The 16,835-nt window shown below is 54.9% G+C and carries 18 protein-coding genes; 9 read left to right on the plus strand and 9 right to left on the minus strand.

Features of this window, described 5'->3' with window-relative positions; all coding sequences use genetic code 11:
• Positions 1-145: 145 nt before the first annotated feature.
• Genes DY252_RS13885 through DY252_RS13895 form a run of 3 tightly spaced genes read left to right on the plus strand, consistent with a single transcriptional unit; the run spans position 146 to position 2,881 of the window.
• Positions 146-1,567, plus strand: coding sequence for an MFS transporter (locus DY252_RS13885; RefSeq protein ID WP_064790636.1), 1,422 nt, complete (start codon positions 146-148; stop codon positions 1,565-1,567).
• Between the two features lie 14 nt (positions 1,568-1,581).
• Positions 1,582-2,085 (plus strand): MarR family winged helix-turn-helix transcriptional regulator, encoded by a 504-nt coding sequence (locus DY252_RS13890; RefSeq protein ID WP_064790637.1) that lies wholly within the window; start codon positions 1,582-1,584, stop codon positions 2,083-2,085.
• 4 nt (positions 2,086-2,089) lie between these two features.
• Complete coding sequence (locus DY252_RS13895) at positions 2,090-2,881, plus strand: siderophore-interacting protein (protein ID WP_064790638.1); 792 nt, start codon at positions 2,090-2,092, stop codon at positions 2,879-2,881.
• Positions 2,882-2,959: 78 nt separating this feature from the next.
• Here DY252_RS13895 and DY252_RS13900 read toward each other — a convergent pair whose 3' ends face one another.
• On the minus strand, positions 2,960-3,619 hold the full coding sequence (locus tag DY252_RS13900; protein WP_064790639.1) for a hypothetical protein: 660 nt from the start codon (positions 3,617-3,619) through the stop codon (positions 2,960-2,962).
• A 148-nt stretch (positions 3,620-3,767) separates the two neighbouring features.
• Complete coding sequence (gene fdhA, locus DY252_RS13905; protein ID WP_064790640.1) at positions 3,768-4,964, minus strand: formaldehyde dehydrogenase, glutathione-independent; 1,197 nt, start codon at positions 4,962-4,964, stop codon at positions 3,768-3,770.
• A gap of 397 nt (positions 4,965-5,361) precedes the next feature.
• On the opposite strand from fdhA, the gene DY252_RS13910 reads away from it, so the two are divergent.
• Positions 5,362-6,690 carry a permease gene (locus DY252_RS13910; protein WP_082923628.1) on the plus strand — a complete coding sequence of 443 codons (1,329 nt, stop codon included), beginning with the start codon at positions 5,362-5,364 and terminating at the stop codon, positions 6,688-6,690.
• 16 nt (positions 6,691-6,706) lie between these two features.
• Positions 6,707-6,937 carry a thioredoxin family protein gene (locus DY252_RS13915; RefSeq protein ID WP_064790641.1) on the plus strand — a complete coding sequence of 77 codons (231 nt, stop codon included), beginning with the start codon at positions 6,707-6,709 and terminating at the stop codon, positions 6,935-6,937.
• Positions 6,938-7,013: 76 nt separating this feature from the next.
• Here DY252_RS13915 and DY252_RS13920 read toward each other — a convergent pair whose 3' ends face one another.
• Positions 7,014-7,232 carry a DUF3126 family protein gene (locus DY252_RS13920; protein WP_064790642.1) on the minus strand — a complete coding sequence of 73 codons (219 nt, stop codon included), beginning with the start codon at positions 7,230-7,232 and terminating at the stop codon, positions 7,014-7,016.
• Positions 7,233-7,510: 278 nt separating this feature from the next.
• On the opposite strand from DY252_RS13920, the gene DY252_RS13925 reads away from it, so the two are divergent.
• Both DY252_RS13925 and hpt read left to right on the plus strand, forming a co-directional pair.
• A complete protein-coding gene (locus DY252_RS13925; protein WP_082923629.1) occupies positions 7,511-8,254 on the plus strand; it encodes a glutathione S-transferase in 744 nt (247 codons plus the stop codon).
• 221 nt (positions 8,255-8,475) lie between these two features.
• A complete protein-coding gene (hpt, locus tag DY252_RS13930) occupies positions 8,476-9,012 on the plus strand; it encodes a hypoxanthine phosphoribosyltransferase (RefSeq protein WP_064790643.1) in 537 nt (178 codons plus the stop codon).
• A 46-nt stretch (positions 9,013-9,058) separates the two neighbouring features.
• Here the strand turns inward: hpt and DY252_RS13935 are convergent, their stop codons facing one another.
• From DY252_RS13935 to pobA, 3 genes are all read right to left on the minus strand, one after another.
• Positions 9,059-9,550 carry a hypothetical protein gene (locus DY252_RS13935; RefSeq protein ID WP_064790644.1) on the minus strand — a complete coding sequence of 164 codons (492 nt, stop codon included), beginning with the start codon at positions 9,548-9,550 and terminating at the stop codon, positions 9,059-9,061.
• The gene (locus DY252_RS13940; RefSeq protein ID WP_064790645.1) at positions 9,547-9,840 is read right to left on the minus strand and encodes an ElaB/YgaM/YqjD family protein; all 294 of its coding nucleotides are present in this window, start codon (positions 9,838-9,840) and stop codon (positions 9,547-9,549) included. Before DY252_RS13940 ends, DY252_RS13935 begins: the two co-directional genes overlap by 4 nt.
• Before the next feature lie 204 nt (positions 9,841-10,044).
• Positions 10,045-11,211, minus strand: coding sequence for a 4-hydroxybenzoate 3-monooxygenase (pobA, locus tag DY252_RS13945; RefSeq protein ID WP_064790646.1), 1,167 nt, complete (start codon positions 11,209-11,211; stop codon positions 10,045-10,047).
• A 382-nt stretch (positions 11,212-11,593) separates the two neighbouring features.
• On the opposite strand from pobA, the gene DY252_RS13950 reads away from it, so the two are divergent.
• Together DY252_RS13950 and DY252_RS13955 are read left to right on the plus strand one after the other, a co-directional pair.
• Positions 11,594-12,448, plus strand: a complete 855-nt coding sequence (locus DY252_RS13950) for an HAD-IIB family hydrolase (RefSeq protein ID WP_064790648.1) — start codon at positions 11,594-11,596, stop codon at positions 12,446-12,448.
• Positions 12,441-13,673, plus strand: coding sequence for a glycosyltransferase family protein (locus DY252_RS13955; RefSeq protein ID WP_008891928.1), 1,233 nt, complete (start codon positions 12,441-12,443; stop codon positions 13,671-13,673). The genes DY252_RS13950 and DY252_RS13955 overlap by 8 nt, the downstream gene beginning before the upstream one ends.
• Before the next feature lie 19 nt (positions 13,674-13,692).
• Here the strand turns inward: DY252_RS13955 and DY252_RS13960 are convergent, their stop codons facing one another.
• From DY252_RS13960 to DY252_RS13970, 3 genes are all read right to left on the minus strand, one after another.
• Positions 13,693-14,220 (minus strand): PAS domain-containing protein, encoded by a 528-nt coding sequence (locus DY252_RS13960; protein WP_064790649.1) that lies wholly within the window; start codon positions 14,218-14,220, stop codon positions 13,693-13,695.
• Between the two features lie 60 nt (positions 14,221-14,280).
• The gene (locus tag DY252_RS13965; RefSeq protein WP_064790650.1) at positions 14,281-14,766 is read right to left on the minus strand and encodes a hypothetical protein; all 486 of its coding nucleotides are present in this window, start codon (positions 14,764-14,766) and stop codon (positions 14,281-14,283) included.
• A 207-nt stretch (positions 14,767-14,973) separates the two neighbouring features.
• The gene (locus tag DY252_RS13970) at positions 14,974-16,788 is read right to left on the minus strand and encodes an alpha-amylase family glycosyl hydrolase (protein WP_064790651.1); all 1,815 of its coding nucleotides are present in this window, start codon (positions 16,786-16,788) and stop codon (positions 14,974-14,976) included.
• Between the last annotated feature and the right edge of the window lie 47 nt (positions 16,789-16,835).

Consider the following 16,835-nt stretch of genomic DNA (forward strand, 5'->3'; position numbering starts at 1 on the left):
TTATATAGTTGATAGTGTCAACCAATTAAGGGTCGCGTCTGCACCCCACAAGCGCCCCACGCTTTGCCGACGCGATACCAAGGCGACATGCCGTGCCTGAAACCAAGGCCCCTTCGCGCACACCATTTGATAAAGAGACCGCCCCATGCCGATCCCTCATATCCAACGTCTCAAAATATCCCCCGAAGTACATCCCGATGGGTTGCCGGGACCACGGCGCATTTATGCCGCCCTGGCGCTTTTGATCACGGTCATGATGGCGGTGCTCGATGGCACGATCATGAATGTCGCCCTGCCCGCCATTGCCCAGGATCAGGGGGCAACACCGGCGCATGCAATCTGGGTGATCACCGCCTATCAGTTGGCAATTGTGGTTGCCCTTCTGCCGTTTTCCGCCCTTGGCGAGGCGATTGGCTTTCGCAAGGTGTATCTGAGCGGCATTACCCTGTTCGGGCTGGCATCTGCCCTGTGTGCGATGGCACCGAATATCGAATTTCTGATTGCTGCGCGCGTGTTGCAGGGCCTTGGCGCGGCCGCAATCATGAGCATCAATGCCGCCATCATGCGCCATGTCTTCCCGCATGCGAAACTGGGACAGGCGATTGGCTGGATCGCGATGACAGTATCGGTATCGGCTGCTGCTGGCCCCACCATTGCGTCGGCGATCATGGCGGTTGGCAGCTGGCACTGGCTGTTTTTGATCAACCTGCCGATATCGGTGATTTCGATCGCAATGGGCTATTTCAGCCTGCCGTTTAATACGCCAAGCCGGGCCCGGTTTGATTTTATCAGTGCGCTCCTCAATGTTCTGACCTTTGGCGGGCTGGTTGCCGCCCTTGGCAATATGGGCATTGACAGCAACCCGATCCTGATCGCAGGCCAATTTGCCGTGTCGTTCATCGCCGGGGTGTTTTTGGTGCGGCGTCAATTATCGCGCAGTCGCCCGATGTTGCCCCTCGACCTTTTGAAAATTCCGGTCTTTGCCTGTTCCATCGGGTCATCGATGACCGGTTTTTGCGCCCAGATGATTGCGTTCGTCACCCTGCCCTTCTATTTCCACGATGTGTTGGGACATAGCGCCACCATGACGGGCCTTTTGATGACGCCATGGCCAGTCGCCACTGCGATCATTGCGCCGATTGCCGGGCGGATGGCCGACAAATTCTCGCCAATCCGCCTGACCGGGATTGGCATGGCGGTGTTTGCCATCGGGCTTTATGGCACAACCCTTGCCGCCGATGCCGGGGGCTTGGTGCCGATCATTGCCGCCCTTGCCCTGTGTGGTGCTGGCTTTGGTCTTTTTCAGGCGCCCAACAATCGCCTGATGCTGACCAGTGCGCCCCGTGAACGGTCCGGCGGGGCCAGTGGTATGCTATCGACTGCGCGTCTGACGGGTCAGTCGGTTGGCGCGGCACTGGCGGCCATTCTGATTGGCACCGGTGGCGGGTTTGACCTTTCGACCATCATGCTGGTGGCAAGTGGCTCGGCCGTTTTGTCTGCCATCATTTGCGAAGGACGTCGCCATGCCCTTCGTACCGGATTGATTGCCAGCCCGGCTGGCGTGTGAGGAAGAAGAAGACCATGACGGAAGAAGATCAGATCCACGTCCCCGGCGAAACGCTGCATCGGCTGGTGCATGCCTATAAGCGCCGCCTGATGACGGCGATGGTTGATGCCGACATGCCAATGCCGATTTCGCACAAACGGGTGATGAAATGGATCACCCGCATTCCCGGCATCACCGCCCAGCAAATGGCCGAAAAATCCGGTCAGGACAAAGGCCGGATCACCCGGCTTTTGAAAGAACTTGAAAATGACGGGCTGATTGAACGCCGCCCGCACCCCGAAGATCGACGGAGCCAAACCCTGCATTTGACGGCCGCAGGCAGCGCAAAAATGGAAGATTTCCGCGCTGTTGAAAAAGATGTCCGAACCCGCATGACACGCGGTCTTACGCCACAGCAGATCCAGGATTTTGTCAAGATTGCCAATCTGATGTCCGACAATCTGGAAACCCACAAATGCAAGAAACTGGACTTTGCGGCCGACAGCCCAAATGACCAAGGACTTGGGACCAAGGAGTGAAGAAATGAGTAAACCTTCCCAGCGCGATCTGACCGTGATCAAAAAGGGATACGTCACCCCCAATATGCTGCGCGTCACCCTTGGCGGTGACGGCATGAAGGACTTTCCCGAGGATCAGGAAAGTGCCTATGTCAAACTGATGTTTCCGATCGAAGGGGACGACAAAGGCCGCGTTTTGCGCCGGACCTATACCGTGCGCCATGACCGCATGACCGATCAGGGCCGGGAGATCGATATTGATTTCGTCATGCATGGTGATGCGGACGGCGACGACGATCACGATCATGGTGGCCCGGCATCGAACTGGGCGGTCAATTGCCAGCCCGGCGATGTGATCACCATTGGCGGCCCCGGCCCCAAAAAACTGGTCGATCCGACCGCCGACTGGTTCCTGATTGTCGGGGACATGACAGCCCTTCCCGCAGTATCAGTCAATCTGGAAACACTGCCCGATGATGCGCGCGGCTATGCCGTGATCGAAGTCCGCTCAGAGGCCGACATGCAGGATTTGAAAAAGCCCGACAACATCACGATTGAATGGGTGATCAATCCGCGTCCGGGCGAAGTCAATACGGTGCTTAGCGATGTGGTCAAACGCATCCCCTGGCACGCAGACGGTCGCCTTTCGGTTTGGGCGGCGTGCGAATTTACATCCATGCGGGAACTGCGCAGCTACTTCCGCGAGGAACGCGGCCTTGGCAAGGATGATCTTTATATCTCAAGCTATTGGAAGCTTGGCATGAATGAAGACACTCACAAGGTCATCAAGTCCGAGGATGCCAAAACGGCGGCCTGATCGGAACACATCACAATCGAACAAACATTTCGGGCCCCTTTGCGGGGCCCGTTTGCGTTTGGCGATTGATTGAGCTGATCAGGCATATTGCGCATGCAGGCGCGCCATGCGTCTGCGCGCGAAAAAGCCGGCATGCTGGGTTGTCTGAACCATTTCCGGGTGCAGCTGCCCGTCCTCGTCACAGACAAAGGCCCGGCTGGCACCGATCACGCCCTTTTCCGAGCTATAGACCGCAATCACGATGATTTCGATGCGGCATTTACCTTCGCCGACTGCTTTATCAGGATCAGTACCTGTGTCCTTATCGCTGGCGCGGGCCTGATGCGTAATCCGCCGCATCAGGTTTTGCAGCGCGCCCAGTTCGATGCATCTGCCGGATTCAAGCGGGCCTTGCACTGTGAGTTCCTCAAGACGTGCGGCATGGGCCGATTTGCGGCCTTGATCGGTCTGGAAGTCCACTTCCGGATCGCTATCTGTGACCTGCTCACACACCTGTTGCGTTTCATCACCAATACAGACAAGCACCTTGTCGATATGAATGGCTTCCTGGCTCATATTGCTGATCAGAAAGCGCGCCTTGTCCGAATTGCCAAGCATCTGGTTGATGACGATTTTCGGGCGTCTGACACGTCGATAGCTTTGAAACAGCAATTGCGCATAGAAAATCCACACCATCAATGTTGCGATGCTGACGCCAACCTGAAGCAAGGTGGCGTGTTGTTCAATCCATGAACCCATGGGGTACCCCTGAAAACAAAATCGACCTGACTGCCGGTATTTCCGGCATCATCAATTCAACGTGTTTCAGGGGATTTTGTTTCAGGGGGATGCAAAACACCCCGGCCAAAGACCGGGGTGCCTGTTATTCGTTTTGCTATGTGCCCGATCAGGCCGCGACACTGCCATGCGGGTCGATAACGAATTTCTTCGCCGCCCCGCCATCAAAGTCGGCATAGCCTTTTGGTGCCTGATCCAGATTGATCATCTGGACATTGACCGCCTTGGCGATGTCGATCTTTTCAAACAGGATCGCCTGCATCAGGTTGCGGTGATACTTCATCACCGGGCACTGACCGGTATGGAAGGAATGGGATTTCGCCCAGCCCAGACCAAAGCGCATGCTAAGCGCCCCGACCTTGGCCGCATCATCGACGGCACCCGGATCCTCGGTTACATACAAACCCGGAATACCGATCGAGCCACCGGCACGGGTCACCTGCATCGCAGAGTTCAGAACCGTTGCCGGGGCTTCGTGGCTGTGGTTACAGCCGCAACCATGTGCTTCAAAGCCCACGCAATCGACAAAGCAATCAACTTCGCGTTCGCCCAGGATCGCTTCAAGCTGATCTTCCATCGGCATGTCTTTTTTAAGATCGATGGTTTCACAGCCAAAGCTGCGTGCCTGTTCAAGGCGGTCATCGATCATGTCACCAACAATCACGCAGGCCGCACCCAGAAGGTGGGCCGATGCGGCAGCTGCCAGACCAACCGGACCGGCACCGGCAATATAGACCGTACTGCCCGGCCCAACACCGGCCGTGACACAGCCATGGAAGCCGGTCGGGAAGATGTCAGACAGAAGCGTCAGGTCGCGGATTTTTTCCATCGCCTGATCCGCGTTCGGGAACTTCAGCAGGTTGAAGTCGGCATAGGGCACCATGACATATTCGGCCTGCCCGCCGACCCAGCCCCCCATATCAACATAGCCATAGGCCGCCCCCGGACGCGCCGGGTTCACATTCAGGCAAATACCCGTCAGGCCGGATTTGCAGTTACGGCAACGGCCGCACGCAATGTTGAATGGCACGGAGCAAACGTCACCGACATTGAGAAATTCGACATCACGGCCGGCCTCGACGATCACGCCGGTAATTTCATGGCCAAGAACCAGACCCTCGGGCGCCGTCGTACGGCCACGCACCATGTGCTGGTCACTGCCACAGATATTGGTGGTGATAACTTTCAGGATGACGCCATGGTCACATTTGCGCTTGCCCAGCGCCAATTCCGGAAACGCGATGCTTTCAATTGCGACTTTTCCCGGACCTTTGAATACAACGCCACGATTTGATGGACTGCTCATATTCTGTTTCCTCTTCCCTGATATGGATTGTCAGGATTGTTGTTGAAGTCCGGGTATTGCGAGTTCTTGTAGCCTGACCCTTCCCGAACCAAGACCACCGCGCGTTTTTGAACATCCGCAGTGCAATCAAAACGGTAGGATCGCGCAAATAACACTGTCAAACGAACAGCAAGCGTTCCCCTAAACTTCCTCTTGAGTTGAGAAGATTTGCGACGATTAACCGGGTTCGGGCTTTCAATTGTTTCACCGGGTCACCCGCCGTGGGTTGCATTGGCGCGAAAATCGCCAAGCCCCTGCCCCGCGTCGCGGCAGTGCACAATGTTGCGATGTATCAAGGTAAACGTCTGCCAATCTGGATAGATTACAAACAAGAACAGGGTCATGTGGAGGCCATTGGATGTTTCATCGCCTGATCGCTCTTTATCGGGAAAACCCGCGTGAAGGACGGCTGTTTGCCGCCATCACGCTTGGTTTTCTGGCGATCTACTTCATTCCGGCCGGTACGGGGCGGTTTGATAATGCCGTGCTTGAGGCGGTCTATCTGACCAACTGGTATGCCCGCGAACATGTGATTTTGTGTCTGCTGCCGGCCTTTGTGATTGCCGGGGCCATGGCGGTCTATATCAGCCAGGGCTCTGTGATGCGCTATCTCGGCCCGGATGCATCGCGGCCGGTGGCGCTGGGCGTGGCATCGGTTTCGGGCACGTTGCTGGCGGTTTGTTCCTGCACGGTATTGCCGCTGTTTGGCGGGATTTACAAACGCGGTGCGGGATTGGGCCCGGCGATTGCGTTTCTGTATTCCGGTCCTGCGATCAATGTCATGGCGATTGTTGTGACATCAAAGGTCCTCGGCGCCGAGATCGGCCTTGCGCGCGCGATCGGCGCGATTGTTTTTGCGATTGTCATCGGCCTGATCATGCATGTGATCTATCGCCGTGAGGAAGGCGAACGCGCACAGAAATCCAGACGCGGCTTTGGCACGGATGACGATGGCAAACCGCTTTCGATCACCATTGCCTTCTTTGGCCTGATGACCGGCATTCTGGTCTTTGCCAACTGGGCCTCGGTCCCGGACAGCCCAACCTGGATGGCCGTTTTTGATATCAAATGGGTGCTGACCGGCCTGTTGGCGGCGGGTTTTGCCGGACTGCTGATCTGGCAATGGAACTGGCCCGTTAAACAGGTCGCGGGCTTAGCTGCGGTTGTCATCCTGGCGTCGGTGATCTTTCCGCAATACCCGCAGCTGGCCTTTGCCCTTGGCGTGGTCGGGTTGATGATGATCGCGCTTACCCGCGATCCGGACCGCGAATGGGTCGATCAAAGCTGGGATTTCACCAAACAGATATTGCCGCTTCTGGTGATGGGCGTTTTCATCGCCGGGTTACTACTGGGCCGCCCCGGCCACGAAGGCCTGATCCCCAACGCGTGGGTGCAGGCGGCCGTCGGGGATAATTCCCTGACCTCGACCGCGCTGGCCTCCGTGCTTGGCGCGTTCATGTATTTCTCGACCCTGACCGAAATTCCGATCGTCGAAGCCCTGATGGGCGCTGGCATGGGTAAGGGCCCGGCATTGGCACTGCTTCTGGCCGGGCCGGCATTGTCGCTGCCCAACATGCTGGTTATTCGCACCGTCATCGGCACCCAGAAAACACTGGTTTACTGCGCGCTGGTCGTCGTGATGGCGACGCTGTCGGGCTTTATCTATGGCAACATCCAATCATTCTGATCACAGGAGATCAAAGATGAAACTCAGCATTTATGGCAGCGGTTGCGCAAAGTGCCAGACGCTGGCGAAAAACGCCGAAGCCGCCGGACAGGCGCTTGGTCTTGAGTATGAGATAGAGAAAGTCACCGACATGAACCAGATCATTGATGCCGGCATCATGCGCACCCCGGCCCTGATGGTCGATGATGACATTCTGGTGGAAGGCAAGGTCGCCACCCCCGACGAAATTCGACTGATGCTGTCGTGATCCAGTGCTGGCCTGAAATGCAAAACGCCCCGGCCAGTTCAGGCACGGGGCGCTTTGAATGCGATCAGATCTCCAATTATTTTGCCGGCGGCAGATCTTCTTCGAGAATGACAAGGTTCAGCGAGTAGCTGACTTCGCCTTCATCCTCATCACGGTGAACAACACCGACAAACTCGTCGCCAACGCGCATTTCGACCGGAAGATGCTTTTTCTTGGGCACATCAACGGCGATTTTCGGGTTCTCGAATGTGCGACGCAGGTAATCTTCGACGCGTGCGATCTCTGACGGTGTCATAGGACTTGCCCCTTGTTCTTTCCAACGGCTGTTTATCTGCAGGTTCACAGAATATCGCATACGCGCTTTAGCGTCTGCCCTCTTTCCTGTGCCTGTTGTGAAATCTGGTGCACTGTCCTTCCACAAACCGGGCAGTGAAATCAAGCCCACCTGGCCAAAAAAGTCGCAAAACAGGCCAATTTTCCCATTCTGCGCGTCAGGGCACCAAGGGGGCGCGCAAATGTCGCGTCATCAGAATGTCTATTGCAATCGCGTCATGCACGGTTTAATCCGAATATATGTCCGAGATTGAGCTAACGACCAAGTCAGAATCACCGTCCAGCGCGACGACCGACCTTCCGCCAGCGAAGGCCACAACAGACGCGACTTCGCAATCACGGCCCATCCTTTACAGTTTTCGCCGCTGTCCTTATGCGATGCGTGCGCGTATGGCCCTTTTGGCCGCCGACATTGATGTCGAACTGCGCGAAGTTGTCCTGCGCGACAAGCCGCAAAGCATGATCGAGGCATCGCCAAAGGCCACCGTGCCGGTCCTGATCCTGCCCGATGGTTCGGTGATTGATGAAAGCCTAGAAATCATGGTCTGGGCCTTGGCGGAAAATGATCCGCTGGAATGGCTGACACCGGAAAGCGGCACGCTTGACGATATGCTGGCCCTGATTGCCCAGAATGACGGTCCGTTCAAGCATCATCTGGATCGCTACAAGTATTTTAACCGTTACGAGGACGCTGACCCGGCCGAACATCGCCGCGACGCGGAAAAGATCCTCAACCGTCTTGATGGGCGGCTTGCGGTTGGGAAATACCTGTTCGGGTCGCGCCCGGCACTGGCTGATTTCGCCATCGCACCGTTCATTCGCCAGTTTGCCAATACCGACAAAGACGCGTTTGACGCCATGCCGTTCGTGCATGTTCAACGCTGGCTGAATGATTTCCTGGCATCTTCCTTCTTTGAACAGGCCATGATCAAATATGATCAATGGCACGAAGGCGACACACCGGTGATCTTCAAGGCCGCGTAGAAAACGCGGCAGCAAGGTCTTGGTTTGCGGCCCCGCAAAACAGTTTAGAACCATAAAAATACTTTTGCGTGCAATCGCACCAACCGGCTTCGCGGATGGCGCGATTTCGCGGCCTTTGACCTACGGGATTATACTTCTGTTACCATTCACAGGCTGGTCATCGTGACCGGCTTATGCTAGCAAGCGAGATACCACCCCATAACGCTTCAGGACCGGAATTTATGGCCGACTATGATGTCAAGCCGCTGATAACGGCGGACGAAATTGCCACCAAAATCGATACGCTTGCCGCCGAGATCAATGAAAGCTTCAAGGACACAGAAAAGCTGATTGTCGTCGGGCTTCTGCGCGGCTCTTTTGTTTTCATCGCCGATCTGGTGCGCAAACTGACCGTCCCGGTCGAAGTCGATTTCATGGTCGCATCAAGCTATGGCGATTCCACGGAAAGTTCGCGCAATGTGCGCATCGTCAAGGACCTTGATGGTCAGATCCGTGGCAAGGATGTCGTGCTGGTCGAAGACATCATTGATACCGGCTACACCCTGTCGGAAGTGGTGCGGCTTCTGAAAACCCGCGATCCGAACCGTCTGGAAATTTGCACGCTTTTGAACAAACCGTCGCGCCGCGAAGTTGAAATCCCGATTGATTTCTGCGGCTTTGATATTCCTGACGAATTTGTGGTCGGTTATGGCATCGATTATGCCCAGAACAACCGCAACTTGCCCTTCATCGGCACGGTCCATTTCCACGGCGAATAAGCCGGGCGAAAAAACAGAATTAAAAAAAGGCGGGCAGCTTGATCAGCTATTCCGCCTTTTTTGTATTCGGATTGTCATGGCTTTCTTGGGTTTCCATGTGTCCCTTCGGGGGATCAAAAATACCAAGAGCAGCAAGGTCGGTGACCATTTTATCAAACCCCGATTGCATGCGCGGTTTGTTGCCCTGGCCGGTGGCATAACCGGTCATGGCCGAATGCACCAAAAGATCAAACAACATGTCGTCTTCGGTTTTTTGTCTGCGCGCAGCATCGTCATGCACGGCTGCGGGATCAACCGCATCGCCGGGATCACGCTGTAACATGATGGCAAGGGCAACCAGCCCCAGCGTCACCATCGTGCCGCCAATCGCCATGGCAGCAGCAATCGCGCCAAAGGATGCGGCAATCGCCATATAGATGGCCGCCAGCAAGAACCCTGCCCCGATCAACATCACAACCGCGATCGCAGCAAAAGCCGCGCCCTTTCGGACCGCGGCCTTTGCCTGATCGACAAGTATGTCGGTCAGCTGATCAATCATTTCTGCAGCAGACGTCCGATAAGCAGGCCGACACCAAAGGTCACGGCTACAGATGCCAGCGGGTTCTCGCGAACCTGATCCACAGCCACTCCGCGTGCATGGTCAATCTGATCACGCGCCTGACCGGTCACTTCACGAATGCGCTCCGCAGCTGCCTGCGTTCTGGTCTCTGCCGCCTGACCACCCATCGTCTTCAGGGTTTTGGTGATTTCGGCCAGATCGCTGCGCAGGGCATCGACATCCGCCTGCAGTTTTGCATTATCAGCAGTCGTCTCGGTCTTGGTCGCCATGGTTTTCTCCTATTGTCTTGAAAACAGCAACACACAAGTAACGTGCTGACATGGCAAATGGTTCCCGCAGCAAATGTGATCATTTCGGGGCACACCAAAAAAGAAACGGTCCGCGTGGGTTGCGGACCGTTTCATGACCTGTCGGACTTCTGGGCGGAATTGGAGAGTGGGACTTCTCCGTCGGGGATGGGTATCCCCGTTACATCAGTAAGGCAAACCGACGTAATTTTCCGACAGGGTTTTCAAACCTGCTTTTGACGACAGGATATATTCAAGCTCTGCATTGCGAATGCGACCATCAAATTCATTCTGGTCATCAAAGGTATGCAGCATGGAGGTCATCCACCATGAGAACCGTTCTGCCTTCCAGACACGTGCAAGGGCCGTATCGGAATAGCTTGCCAGCAGGTCTTCACGGTTGGATTTGTATTTCGCGATCAATGCTTCGGACAGGTAGTGAACGTCACTTGCGGCAAGGTTAAGTCCCTTCGCACCAGTCGGCGGCACGATATGGGCGGCATCACCGGCCAGGAACAAACGGCCATGCTGCATCGGCTCCGCCACGAAGCTGCGCAACGGGGCAATGCTTTTTTCAAACACTTCGCCTTCATTGACCAGTTCTGCATCTTCTTCGCCAAGCCGGGTGCGAAGCTCATCCCAGAAGCGATCATCTGACCAGTCTTCGATCTTGTCGGTGATGGGCACCTGGACATAGTGGCGAACGACCTTGTCGGACCGCATCGAACACAGTGCAAAGCCGCGGTCATGCTTGGCGTAAATCAGTTCTTCGGCAACCGGTTTTGCATGGGCGAGAACACCCAGCCAACCAAACGGATAGACCTTCTCGAACTCCTTGACGCCCGGCAGGGTCTTGCGACCGACGCCGTGGAAACCGTCACACGCCGCAATATAGTCGCACGTCAGTTCAAGCGCATTGCCATCTTTGACATATCGAACACTTGGCGTGTCGCCATTGATGTCATGCAGGCTGACATCTTCTGCCTCGAAGATGATTTCACCACCGTGATCAAGGCGCGCCTGAATCAGGTCCTTGGTGACCTCTGTCTGGCCATACACCATGACCGTCGAACCACCGGTGAGTTCTTCCATATTCACATGGGTGCGCTTGCCATTGACGCTGATATAGATGCCACCATGGATGATGCCTTCCTTGTTCATGCGGGCATCAACGCCAACACGCTTCATCAGATCGACCGTTCCCATTTCAAGAACGCCTGCACGAATGCGACCTTCGACATAGTCGCGGCTTTTGCGTTCCAGAATGACGGACTCAATCCCCTGCACATGCAGAAGATGTGACAGCAGCAGACCAGCCGGGCCCGAACCGACGATAACGACAGGGACATGCATGACGATTTCCTCACAAGATCACGGTTTTTGGTTCTGTTTTTGAATTGGAACAAGAACCGTTCCATTGCGGAAAGAATACGCCTGTTGCGGGTGGGACAGAATGGACAAACCGGGATAATGATTGGACAAATCGAACATGTATTTGGTTTTGGTTATACCTTGCGCGCAATCTGGTTCTAACCGTCAGACGGACGCCGTGTCGCCAATGGCCGATCCTTGGCCGGAGACAGGTGCGATAGTGCCGGAAAATTCATCGCATTTGTCACCGTGATGAAAAATTCATCCTGTGAACTGTCGATCCTTTGTCAGCTCTATGCTAAGTTGTTTCTTTCGGCCCTGCACAATGGCCAAAAACCCCTTAAAACCGCGACAGAACGGGAAGATGCCTCAAAGCCGCGCCATCGCCATTTTCACAGATATTGACGGCACATTGCTGGATCATGACACCTATAGCTGGACGGATGCCCGCCCCGCACTGGATCGGCTGAAGCAGCTTTCCATCCCCCTGATCGCGGTATCTTCAAAAACGCTCGCCGAACTGGAACATATCAATCAGACATCCGGTCTGTTTGACGGACTTATCGGTGAAAACGGTGGCGTTATCGCGCTAAATGGCAATGTCGAACAATATGGCCCGGCCAGCGAAACCGTTGATCGCACCCGCGAAGAAATCAAGTCGGCCGTCACGGTCCCGGTCGAAAGCTTTCGCACCGTAAGCCCGGAAATCATTGCGACAGAAACAGGCTTGCCGCTTGAAGACGCCATTCGCGCCGGTCAGCGTCATTGTTCAGACCCGCTGATCTGGCAGCCCGCGGCCAAGGACATCGCACTTGCCCGCAAGATCGCCGAAAAGCATGATTTGACGCTGGTGAAAGGTGGACGGTTCCACACGTTATGCGGCCCATCAAGCAAGGGACAAGCCATGCGACGCATGGTTGAACGCCTGAGCGTCACCTGGCTTGATGACGCGCCTGAAAACAAACGCCAGCAACGCTTTACGACGATTGCTCTCGGAGATTCCCCGAACGATATCCCCATGCTGGCCGAGGCAGATTATGCCGTTCAAATCCCATCAAAGCATGGCAAACGCAGTATGCCGTTGCTTGACCATCCCAACTTGCGCGTGGCCCCCAAACCGGGACCGGCGGGATGGAACGAAGCGGTTAACGACATTCTGGATCAGATAATAGGTCCTGACCCTAATACCAATAAAAACAGCGAGGTACTTCATGGCTGATTTCCATCAGGGTGGCCCGATCACAACCCTTCATCGCATTCTTGACCGAAACCCGGAAGAACTCGCCTATGAAATGAACGCCTTTGCCCGTCAACGGCGTCAGACCCTTATTCTGCCCTGCCTGTATTCCGAATTGGAAACACCGGCCATGACAACAATTGTCGAAGGGCTGAAACAGGCAACCTATATCGACCAGATCGTTGTCGGGCTGGACCGCGCCGATGCGCAGCAATACCTGCATGCGCGTGAGTTCTTCAAGGATCTGCCGCAACATGTCCGTATTCTTTGGAATGACGGGCCGCGCTTGCGCAGCGTTCACGATCGTCTGAATGAGAACAATCTGGCCCGTTATGAACCGGGCAAGGGTCGTAACGTCTGGTACTGCCTTGGCTATACGCTGGCCTCCGGGCGCAGTTCCGTTATCGGCATTCATGACTGTGATATCGCGACCTATACGCCGGATCTTCCGGCAAAGCTGATGTATCCGATTGCCAACCCGGCGTTCAACTTTGCCTTTGCCAAGGGCTATTATGCGCGTGTTGCCAATGGCACGCTAAAAGGCCGCGTTTGCCGCCTGTTTGTCACACCGTTGATCCGTGCGCTCAAGCAGGTTGTCGGCAAGACCGATTTCCTCAACTATCTTGATTGCTTCCGCTATGCGCTGTCGGGCGAAATGGCGATCAGAACCGATGTGGCCTATGGCCTTCGTGTGGCATCCGACTGGGGCCTTGAAGTTTCCATGCTCTCGGAGATGTATCGTAATCACACGGTCCATCGTCTCGCCCAGGTCGATATCGCCGATATCTATGACCACAAGCACCGTGAGTTTGATCCGGCGCAAAAGGATGACGGCCTGTCACGCATGGCAAGTGACATTGCCAAATCCCTGTTCCGCAAACTGGCAACCCAGGGCACGGTCTTTACCCCGGAAACCTTCCGCACGCTCAAGGCAACCTATTACCGGGCTGCCCTTGACCTGATTGAACAATACCGTGCCGATGCGCTGTTTAACGGGCTCAAGATCAATCGTGACGAGGAAGAAAACTGTGTCGAAGTCCTGTCGGAAGTGATCATCAGTGCCGGTCAGCACTATCTTGAAAACCCGCTGGAAAGCCCGTTCATTCCAAGCTGGCAGCGTGTTGAAAGTGCCATGGGTGACATCTTCGAACAGCTTTCAGCTGCGGTCGAAGATGACCTCAACGACATGGATATTGGCAAGGCATAGCGCGCGCAATTAATCGTGCCTAATCATTGACCGGAAAAATCGCAAGGAAGATCTGGATAATATCTTCCTTGCCCGGTTTTTGCAGCAGAACCGGCAAAAGCAACCGTATGCCGCTTTGCCATTCCCTTTGAAAAATTCGCAAATGATGGATCTGTGGTCGGTCCGTGATTCTGACCTCGGTCATGGCTGCATGCAGTCCGCCTGAAAAGCGGCAATCGACTTCGCGGGCAAACGCACCGCGCCAGTTTTCACCGGTCAGTGCGATAATATTCTCGCCTTCAATCAGTATCTGAAAGTCGTCCTTTTCCGGGACATATTCATAGATTGAAATATCGTCGATCCACGGGGCCAGGTTATCAGGCTGGAAATCTGATCGTGTAGGAATACTGTGCTCTGACGCATGCGCGTTCCAGAAATCCAGAAGAGCCTGCGCAGCAGGCGACGCATCATCATCAAGATATGTTAAAGGGATTTCCTTTTCACCACCAAGCTTTGCCATACCATTCCCAGTCACACTGACATCGCATGCATGCATCCAGACATGCATTGGACCCGTCGTCCCTTTCTTTATCCACGTGGGGCGCGGCACCATGCGAAACAAGCGGGGTTAGTCCGGCTCGCTTTGCCCGCGATAGAGAAAATGGGTAACAAAGACCTGCTGGATCACCTTGCCAGCCCGGTCTGTGGTCTGGACCGGCAACATCACGCGCAGCCATTCCTCCCAAACCATGCGTTCATGGCCGACACGGTGAAAGGCGGGCTTTCCGGTATCAATCACTTCCAGAAGCGTTGGATACACCGTGGTGCCGAAATCGAGATCAATCTGGCGCGGCGAGCACCCCTGATAACATTCCCCACTGGCGGCAATAATATTGGGTGCATCAATACGGATCACGAAGTCGCGTTTCTCGGGAAGGAATTCATAGATGCAGATGTCATCGATCCATTGCGACAGAACATCTGCATTCAGACGCTTGCGGTCAGGAATTTGCCCGTTACGTGCCGCATCCCACCAGATTTCAACATATGCCCGGACGCGGTAATCCGTATCATCGGGCAAATGAAGAACCCGAACTTCCTGCGCATAAGCCATTGCGCGTCATGCCCCTTGATCTCCCTTAATCCGGGCCACGAATACAGGAAAGACATATTGCTGTGCAATAGCGATTCATCGCCTCATGCTCAACCGATAATCAAATGATTACAAACCGCAACACAAGGCACGGATAACCTGCAGATTTTCACTACTTTGCGTCGGAAAAATCCCTGAAAAACCGTCCGCCATTTTGAACGCAAACCCCTAAACCGGCATCGCATCCCGGTAACGCTGCAAAAGGCGGCTTTCGGTGCGGTTGCGACCGTCCATGTTGGAAATCCAGACAATCTGGTAGGGTGCGAGTTTCATCACACCGTTATAGTCTTCTACGACCTGTTGTGTGATCAGGTCCTGCCAACCTTCGGTCATGATCAGGTTGATCTTTGAAAGATCAAGATCCTGCGGTGTTTCGGTGAGGTTGAACACACAGAAAATGCTCTGTTCATTCAGGTGCGATTGTCGCCAGACACCCAGAAGTTCCGAGCCAAGATTAAGGGTATATTGCGTGGCATTCGGGTGGAAGGCCGGCTGTCCCTGACGGATCGACATCAGGGCGCGCAACTGATTAAAGGCCGAGCGCGCCGCACCTTCGCGTGACAGCGTTTCCTCGGCATCATCAAGCTTCCAGATTTTGCGGTTCAGACGCCTTGGAATACCGGTTTCCTCATATGCCTTCTGATCGTTTTCGGTGGCCAGGATGGTCTGGATATAGATCGCCGGAATCCCTTCAAGCGACATGGCAATCGCCTGGCTCATCACAAAGCGTTCAAGCCCCATGGTGGCCTCGCCAGCGAAGTTTTGTGCCAGCATGCTAAACAGCGTGACATTAAGCTCATAGGGTTTCTGCCCGCCACCCTTGAGCGCACGGTAACTGACCTGCCCGCCCATCTTGACCGCATGATCGCGCAGGCCTTCAATATCTTCATCCGGGATCAGGTTTTCGGCCGGGCGCAGGCCAATGCCATCGTGGCTGGCGGTGAAGTTAAAGAAGGTACAGCCCGCAGGCGCCGGCGGCATTGCCATGATGCATTTGCGGATAAAATCGCTTCGCCCACTAAGCAGCGCATGAATGATCACCGGCGGCAGCGAGAAATTATAAATCAGGTGCGCTTCGTCCTGATTGCCAAAGTAAGACAGGTTTTCAAGCAACGGCAGGTTGGTTTCGGTAATGAACAACACATCGGGATGCACCGCATTACACGCCAGACGCATCGCCTTGATCAGTTTGTGGGTCTGATCCAGGTTGATCGAGGTCGTGCCGACTTCCTTCCAGATAAAGCCGATGGCATCCAGACGAACCACGCGCACGCCGTGCTTGAGGTAGTTCAGAACGACCCGGAGCATCTCAAAGAAAACTTCCGGATTGCCGTAATCCAGATCGACCTGATCATAGCTAAAGGTGCACCAGACCTGCTTCTCGCCCTGCTTGGTCACCACGTGGTTGAGCAACGCATGACTGCGCGGGCGGACGACATCGGAAAGGTCATCTTCAAGACTTGCGGTCTTGATGTAATCAATCCCGGGTTTCTCGCCCGCCAGAAACTGCTGATACCACGGATGGGATGCCGAAATATGGTTGGCCACCAGATCGGCCATCACGGTTGCATGCTTTGACAGTTCCTCGACATCGCTCCAGTCGCCGAGTTCCGGGCGGAGCATATCAAAATCGCTGACCGAAAAGCCGTCATCGGATGTGAACGGATGGAACGGCAGGATATGAATACCCGTCAGCCAGTCTTTCAGCCATTTGCGATGAAACTCGCCAAGGCTTTGCAGCCCCTTTTTACCGTCCTGCTGGATGCTGTCGCCATAGGTGATCAGAAACGCATCGCGCTGATCCCATTTGCGCAAATATTCCTCGCAGGGTTCCGGCCCGTCGCCCTCAATCGGCAAGCCAAGAACTTCAAAAACCCGACGCACCAAATCCGCTTGATCGTGCCCAGGATACACATCCGCAAGCAGATTGCGCATCGCGCTTGCAAACGCGATACGTCCCGATGTTCCAACGACACGATCCATAATGGTTCCTTCCGGGCAGGCAATTCAAATAATTAGCTTAATGAAAT

This window comes from Thalassospira indica, assembly GCF_003403095.1.
Classification (GTDB): domain Bacteria; phylum Pseudomonadota; class Alphaproteobacteria; order Rhodospirillales; family Thalassospiraceae; genus Thalassospira; species Thalassospira indica.